Source organism: Amnibacterium sp. (genome assembly GCF_036559085.1).
GTDB lineage: Bacteria > Actinomycetota > Actinomycetes > Actinomycetales > Microbacteriaceae > Amnibacterium.
In genome coordinates, this window is record NZ_DATBTU010000038.1 from 33,942 (window position 1) to 40,955 (window position 7,014).

7 protein-coding genes are annotated in these 7,014 nt (G+C 71.7%); 4 read left to right on the forward strand and 3 right to left on the reverse strand.

Annotated features, from left to right (window positions below; genetic code table 11):
* Position 1 precedes the first annotated feature (1 nt).
* The 3 genes from VIG76_RS07075 to VIG76_RS07085 all read left to right on the forward strand — a co-directional run bounded on the left by VIG76_RS07075 (position 2) and on the right by VIG76_RS07085 (position 2,027).
* The gene (locus VIG76_RS07075; RefSeq protein WP_331952535.1) at positions 2-706 is read left to right on the forward strand and encodes a histidine phosphatase family protein; all 705 of its coding nucleotides are present in this window, start codon (positions 2-4) and stop codon (positions 704-706) included.
* Positions 690-1,544: an NAD(P)H-hydrate dehydratase gene (locus tag VIG76_RS07080; protein ID WP_331952537.1), complete on the forward strand. Its 855-nt coding sequence runs from the start codon at positions 690-692 to the stop codon at positions 1,542-1,544. The genes VIG76_RS07075 and VIG76_RS07080 overlap by 17 nt, the downstream gene beginning before the upstream one ends.
* A gap of 150 nt (positions 1,545-1,694) precedes the next feature.
* A complete protein-coding gene (locus VIG76_RS07085) occupies positions 1,695-2,027 on the forward strand; it encodes a hypothetical protein (protein ID WP_331952539.1) in 333 nt (110 codons plus the stop codon).
* A 3-nt stretch (positions 2,028-2,030) separates the two neighbouring features.
* Here VIG76_RS07085 and VIG76_RS07090 read toward each other — a convergent pair whose 3' ends face one another.
* From VIG76_RS07090 to VIG76_RS07100, 3 genes are all read right to left on the reverse strand, one after another.
* Positions 2,031-2,744, reverse strand: a complete 714-nt coding sequence (locus tag VIG76_RS07090; RefSeq protein WP_331952541.1) for a GAF and ANTAR domain-containing protein — start codon at positions 2,742-2,744, stop codon at positions 2,031-2,033.
* Entirely contained in the window at positions 2,741-3,427 is a 687-nt protein-coding gene (locus VIG76_RS07095) for a GAF and ANTAR domain-containing protein (protein WP_331952543.1), read from the reverse strand. Before VIG76_RS07095 ends, VIG76_RS07090 begins: the two co-directional genes overlap by 4 nt.
* Before the next feature lie 73 nt (positions 3,428-3,500).
* Positions 3,501-4,886, reverse strand: a complete 1,386-nt coding sequence (locus VIG76_RS07100; RefSeq protein WP_331952545.1) for an aminotransferase class III-fold pyridoxal phosphate-dependent enzyme — start codon at positions 4,884-4,886, stop codon at positions 3,501-3,503.
* Positions 4,887-5,172: 286 nt separating this feature from the next.
* On the opposite strand from VIG76_RS07100, the gene VIG76_RS07105 reads away from it, so the two are divergent.
* On the forward strand, positions 5,173-6,996 hold the full coding sequence (locus VIG76_RS07105) for a family 43 glycosylhydrolase (RefSeq protein WP_331952547.1): 1,824 nt from the start codon (positions 5,173-5,175) through the stop codon (positions 6,994-6,996).
* Positions 6,997-7,014: the final 18 nt, after the last annotated feature.

The following is a 7,014-nucleotide window of genomic DNA, read 5'->3' on the forward strand; positions in this document are numbered from 1 at the left end:
GATGGAGCTGATCCTCTGCCGCCACGGCGAGAGCGCCGGGAACATCGCGGCGTCCGAGGCCGAGCGCACAGGCGCGCTCCGCGTCGCCGTCCCCGCGCGGGATCCCGACGTGGCGCTCTCCGACCTGGGTCGCAGCCAGGCGGAGGACCTCGGCCGCAGGCTCGCCGACGAGGCGGAGCCCGACGCGGTGTGGGTCTCGCCCTACCTCCGCGCCCGCTCGACGGCCTCCATCGCGCTCGCAGCGGCCGGCTGGAGCGCGGAGCCGCGGATCGACGAACGGCTGCGCGACCGGGAGCTCGGCATCCTCGACACGGTCACCAGCCGCGGGGTGCGGGAGCTGCATCCCGAGGAGGCCGCACGCCGCGCCTTCCTCGGCAAGTACTACTACCGTCCGCCGGGGGGCGAGTCGTGGGTGGACGTCGCGCTCCGGGTGCGCTCGGTACTGATCGACCTGACGGCGAGCGGCGACCGCGTGCTGGTGGTCGCGCACGACGCCGTCATCCACCTCTTCCGGGCCGTCTGCGAGCGGATCGACGAGCAGGCCCTGCTCGAGGGCGCGGCTGCTCACCCCATCCCGAACGCCTCGATCACGCGACTCGTCCGCGACGACCGGGCCGGGCCGTGGCGCGCGACCGTCGTGAACGAGGTGGGCCACCTCGACGAGGTGACGGAGCACGGAGGGAGCACGGATGCCGCGCGAGTCTGAGACCACCACCCCGGAGACCCTGCCGGCGCTGCCGGCACCGGCGCCGTCGAAGCGGCAGCGGGGGGACGTGCTCGTGGTCGGTGGCGCCGCGAAGACCCCCGGCGCAGTCGCCCTCACCGGGCTCGCCGTGCTCCGCGTCGGCGCCGGCCGGCTGACGGTCGCGGTCGCCGAGGCCGTCGCGGCGCCGCTCGCCGTCGCCTTCCCCGAGGCGGGCGTGATCGGGCTGCCGCAGAACCGCGCGGGGTCCGTCACCGGCGGCGCGGGCAGTGCCCTCGAGGGCCAGCTCGATGTGGACTGCGTGGTCGTCGGGCCAGGTCTCGACGACGCCGACGAGGCCCACGAGCTGCTCGAACGCCTCGTCCCGATGACGGGCGACGACACCGTCGTGCTGCTCGACGCGTTCGCGCTCGGCGCGCTCGCGAACGACCCCGACGTCTGCCGGCCGCTCGAGGGGCGGCTGCTGCTCACCCCGAACAGCACGGAGACCGAGATCCTGCTCGGCCACGATGCGGGAGATGAGACGGACGACCTGCCCGAGCTCGCCGACCGCTACGGCGCCGTGGTCTGCGGCAGCGGCTACGTGGCGGAGCCGGGCGGCCGGCTCCGGCACATCGAGGCCGGCAACCCCGGCCTCGCCACCTCCGGCAGCGGCGACGTGCTCGCCGGCGCGATCGCCGGACTGGTCGCCCGCGGCGTCGACCTCGGCGACGCCGCCTGCTGGGCGACCTGGCTCCACGCGACCGCCGGCGACCGGCTCGCGGAGCGGATCGGCCCCGTCGGCTTCCTCGCACGGGAGCTCGCGGACGAGCTCCCGCGGCTCCTCGCCGAGCAGCGCTGAACGGCCCGATCACCTGCAGGGCCCGCGGGTAGCACAGCGGCCCCGATCGCGCATCCCCCTCGGTCCGTGCGCATCCGGGTGTACCGTCGCTGCCGCAACCGTTTCCCCCAGACCCAGGGATCCGATCATCGGCCGATCAAGGGACTGGAAATGCAACGCGTCTACTTCTGCACCGGGACATCGTTCCTCACCGGTGACGACGTCGCGGATGCCGTGCTCGAGTACGCCTGGGTCCTCGCCCAGTACGGCCGGCACGATCTCGTGCGGGTGCCCACAAGGCGCCCCGATGGATCCGCCGGCCGGTCCACGCTGCTCATCGGGCCGATGAGCCAGCTGTCGTCCGAGGACCTGACGACCGCGGGTGATGAGCTCGTCGACCGCGAGTTCGTCCGCGGGCTGAAGGACCGGTCCGCTCATCTCCGCGAGCCGCTGCCCGTCGCGCAGTTCGACGACGCCGCGGCCTTCGAGGTGGACGAGGCCTAGGACCTAGAGCGGGACCCGCCGCTCGACGACGCCCCGCGCGGTCTCGACGAGGCGCACGCGGTTCGTCCGGGCGTACGTGCGCAGCATGCCGAACGCCTCGTCCATGTCGACGCCGTGGCGGTGGGCGATGACGCCCTTCGCCTGCTCGATGAGGATCCGGGAGTTCAACGCGATCTGCAGCTGCTCGCGCACCACATCGTTCGCACGGAAGCTGCGCTCATGCAGGATCCCGATGGTCGCGACGTCGGCGAGCGCCTGCGCGGCGCGCAGGTCGCGCTCGTTCAGCTCGCCCGGCTCGGCGCGGAACAGGTTCATCGCCCCGATCGTGGTCGAGCGGAGCCGGAGCGGGATCGCGAAGACGCCTCGGAACCCTTGCTCGCTCGCGCTCGCCGCGAACTCCGGCCACGTGTCCCGCATGGCGGCGATGTCGGGTACCGCGACCGGCTGCCCGGTGTGGAAGCAGTGCACGCACGGGCCGTTCTCGGCACCGAGCTGCAACGTCTCCACGATCCGGCTCTCCTCGCTCGTGGAGGCGACCAGCTCGAGCTCCTCGTCGGGGGAAGCGAGCAGAAGCCCCACGGCGGTGACGTCGAGGACGTCACGGCAGGTGTCGACGAGCAGCTGCAGCAGCTCGACCACGTCGTAGCCGCCGACGAGCGTGTCGGAGAGGTTGGCGAACGCGTCGAGCAGCTCCAGTTCGCGGCTGGTCTCGTTCACCGCTCGTCCTCGATCTCGCCGCCCCGCACGGTGAACCGTCGGCGCCGGGTGAGGATCTCGTCGGCGATCTCGAGCATGGTGCGCCCCTCGGCGAACGCCCTCGCCTGGATCAGCAGCTCGGCATCCGCGGCGGACACGTCGAGCTGCGCGATCACGAACCCGGTGGCCTGGTGGATCCGCCGGCGCGACATCGGACGGACGGCGGCCGGCGTCTCCTCGAGACCGCTCTCCTCGATCGCCTGCCGCAGCACCGTGCGGCTCACGTCGGCTGCGAGCGCCACGGCGCGGCCGAGCTCGCCCTCGTCGAGGGAACGCACGCGCACGTCGTACATGTCGATGGCACCGATGCGGAGCGGTCCGACGTTCAGCGGGATGGCGAACAGCGCCGCCACCTTGTCGTTCGTGACCGCTCGCATGAAGGCGGGCCAGGTCGCGTCGGTGCGATGGCGCAGGTCGGGCTCGAGAACGGGACGGCCGATCCTCATCGCGTCCCAGCAGGGCCCCTCGCCGAGATCGAACTGGATCTCGTCGATGCGGGCGATGATCTCGTCGCTCGCGGAGAGGGTCTCCGAGCCCAGAAGGCCGCCCAACGTCGAGATGGAGGCACCCGCCACCGAGGAGATCTCGAGCACCGCCTCGGCGGAGACGCCGTCGTGCGCAGGATGCTGGTCGTGCTGGGTCATGATTCCTCGATCGCCCGAAGCGCGCCGGGGTGCGAAAAAGGTACCGCGATCACGGGAGTTCTGCTGGGAGATCTCAGGACGCCGGCACGGGATCGGGCTCGTCGCCGCTGCCCGGCAGCGTGGCGAGCGCCTCCTCGAGCACGCCGGCCGCGTCGTCGATCAGGGCACCCGAGATGACGACGCTCGGCAGCAGCCGCAGCACGCTGTCCCAGGAGCCGGCGTCGAGGGCGATCACGCCGCGCTCGGCCGCGTACGTGAGCACGTGCTTCAGCGCGGCGGGGTTCGGCTTCCTCGTGCCGGGCTGGACGAGCTCCACGCCGAACATGGCGCCCTTGCCGCGCACGTCGCCGACCACGTCGAAGCGGTCGGGCCAGTCGCCGATCCGCTCGACGAGGGTCCGCTCGACGCGCTGCGCCTCACCGATCAGGTCCTCGCGCTCGATCAGGTCGAAGACGGCGAGCGCGGCCGCGGTGGAGACCGGGTTGCCGCCGAAGGTGCCGCCGATGCCGCCGGGCTGCACGGCGTCCATGATCTCGGCGCGACCGGTGACGGCCGCGAGCGGCATGCCGCCGGCGATGCCCTTGGCGGAGGTGACGAGATCGGGCACGACGCCGTGGTGCTCGATCGAGTACCAGGCGCCCGTTCGGGCGATGCCGGCCTGGATCTCATCCGCGACGAAGACGATGCCGTTGTCGCGGCAGTACTCGGCGATGCGGGCGAAGTAGCCGGGCGCCGGGATGATGATGCCGCCGTCGCCCTGGATCGGCTCGGCGAAGAACGCCGCCACCTCGCGCGGCCCGATGTGCGTCTCGATGAGGTCGATCGCGCGCTCCGCCGCCTCCTCGCCGGAGAGGCCGTCCCGGAACGGGTAGCTGATCGGCACGCTGTGGATGTCGCCGGGGAACGGCCCCATCCCCTCGCGCTCGGGCCAGGGACGGTAGGTCATGGCCATCGTCATGTTCGTGCGTCCGTGGAAGGCGTGGTCGAGCACGACGAGGGCGCGGCGGCCGGTGTAGCGGCGGGCGATCTTCGCGGCGTTCTCGACGGCCTCCGCGCCCGAGTTGACGAGCACGGAGTGCTTCTCGAAGTCGCCCGGGGTGATCTCCGCGAGCTTCTCCGCGACTCGCACGTAGTTCTCGTACGGCGTGACGGTGAAGAGCGTGTGGGTGAGCTTCGCGACCTGCTCGGCGACCGCCGCGGCGACGTCGGGGTTCGCATGGCCGATGGTCGTGACGCCGATGCCGCAGCCCAGGTCGATGATCTGGTTGCCGTCCACGTCGACGAGCACCGCGCCCGACCCGTGGTCCATGTAGATGTTCGCGAGGGTGCCGGCACCGCGGGAGACCGAGCGGATGCGCCGCTCCTGCAGCTCGCGGGATCGCGGGCCGGGCAGCTCGGTGACGAGCCGCCGCTCCTGCGGGACCGAGAAGGAGCGGGTGGCGGAGGCTTCGGCTGCCATGGCTTCAGGCTAGGCCGCGCGATCCCGGATCCGCCTGAGCGGACGGCATCCGCCCGCCCGACGTCCGTCTGCTGTCCGCACGGACAACTGTGGCTGCTGCAGCGCGAGCAGTTGTCCGCACGGACAGCACTCGCGGGTGGGCCTCGCGGGCACGGCGCCGCGCGGGTGGCACCCACACGCCGTGGACTCGGCGTATTTACAGCGCTTACCAGAGACCTCGCAGAGGCGCTTCCTACGCTGCGCGGACCCGCCGGTCCCGGCGGCCTACGACGAAGTGGGAGCATCTGTGCGCCTCAAGATCCCCGTGGTCCTCACGGCCGCCGTCCTGGCGGTACCTCTGCTCGGCGTCGCTGCGGCGCCGGCCGCATCCGCCGCCCCGGCCCATGCCAGGACCGCCGGCACCTACTCCAATCCGCTCGACCTGCAGCTGCCGCACGGGCAGACCGCGGCGAGCTGCGCGGATCCGTTCGTGCTGCGACCGACCGCCGGTGACCACCGCTGGACGCTCTACTGCACCGCGGATGCGCTCACCTCGAGCGAGACCGACTCGACCGGCGCGCTGGTGATCCACCAGGTGCCGCAGTACCGGTCGACCGACCTCGTGCACTGGATCTACGCCGGCGACGCGTTCCCGACGAAGCCGTCCTGGCTGAAGTCGGACGCGGGCGTCTGGGCGCCCGACGTCGTGTACCGGAACGGGCAGTACCGGATGTACTACACGGCATCCGACACGAAGGCGGGCGGCTCCGCGATCGGCCTCGCGACCAGCTCGTCGCCGACCGGGCCGTGGACCGACACCGGCACGCCCGTCGTGCCGCCGGGGGTGAACCCGGACAACGGCCAGGGCCGCTGGGAGTTCGATCCCGAGGTCATCTCGGCGAAGGGCCACGACTACCTGTACTTCGGCTCGTACAACGGCGGCATCTTCGTGCGGCAGCTGTCGGCCGACGGCCGCACCTCCATCGCCTCCACGGAGAAGCGGATCGCGATCGACAACCGCTACGAGGGCACCTACATCGTCAAGCGCGACGGCTGGTACTACTTCTTCGGCTCGGCCACGAACTGCTGCAACGGCTCGCTGACCGGCTACAGCGTCTTCACCGCCCGGTCGAGGAGCCCGCTCGGGCCGTTCGTCGACAAGGACGGCGTCGCGATCACGGCCAGCCGCGTCGGGGGCACCCCGGTGCTCGGCCAGAACGGGAACCGCTGGGTCGGCACGGGCCACAACGCGGTCATCACCGACTACTCCGGCCAGGACTGGATCGTCTACCACGCCGTGGATCGGACCGACCCGTATTACAGCGGCGGCACGAACGCGACGTACACGAAGCGGCCCGCGCTGATGGATCCGCTCGATTGGCGCGGCGGCTGGCCCGTCGTCCGGGGCGACCGGGGCCCGTCCGACGGCACGATGCCGGCGCCCGCCGCGCAGCCGGGCGAGCGGACGGCGTACCGCCCGTCGTTCGTCCCGCAGGCGAAGCCGGGCAAGCCCATCGCGGCGCTGTCCGACACGTTCAACGGATCGTCGCTGTCGAGCCGCTGGTCGTGGGTGCGGCAGCCGGATCCGAGCACCTACTCGGTGAGCGGCGGCGCGTTCTCGTGGAAGGTGCAGAACGCCGATCTGCAGCCGCCGGACAACTCGCAGGCATCCGTCCTGACCGAGCCGGCACCGCAGGGCGACTACGTCGTCGAGACGAAGGTGTCGGTGAACACCGGCCTGAACGACGTGCACAACTACGTGCAGGGCGGCCTGATCGTGTACAGGAGCGACGGTGACTACGTGCGCCTCACCTCGAACTCGATCTGGAACACGCGGCAGACGGAGTTCGGCAAGCACATCAGCACCGCCGCGCCCGGTCAGCCGTCCTACGGCAACGGCGTGGTCGGGCCGGTCGGCGACTGGACCTATCTCCGGATCGTGAAGCACACGGTGTCGGGGCAGGAGGCGTACACCGCGTACACCAGCCTCGACGGGCACCACTGGGACAAGGGCATCACCTGGACGGCCGCGCTCGGGTCGACCGCGCGAATCGGCCTGATCTCGCTCGGCGGCCCCGGCGACTTCACCTCGATGTTCCAGTACGTGAAGGTGAGCCGCCTGGCCCGCTGACCCCCTCTCACATCCCCC

Coding starts and splice junctions, on each gene's coding strand:
- VIG76_RS07075 (WP_331952535.1), top strand. CDS start 2: ATGGAGCTGATCCTCTGCCGCCACGGCGAGAGCGCCGGGAACATCGCG.
- VIG76_RS07095 (WP_331952543.1), bottom strand. CDS start 3,427: ATGACCCAGCACGACCAGCATCCTGCGCACGACGGCGTCTCCGCCGAG.
- VIG76_RS07100 (WP_331952545.1), bottom strand. CDS start 4,886: ATGGCAGCCGAAGCCTCCGCCACCCGCTCCTTCTCGGTCCCGCAGGAG.
- VIG76_RS07080 (WP_331952537.1), top strand. CDS start 690: ATGCCGCGCGAGTCTGAGACCACCACCCCGGAGACCCTGCCGGCGCTG.
- VIG76_RS07085 (WP_331952539.1), top strand. CDS start 1,695: ATGCAACGCGTCTACTTCTGCACCGGGACATCGTTCCTCACCGGTGAC.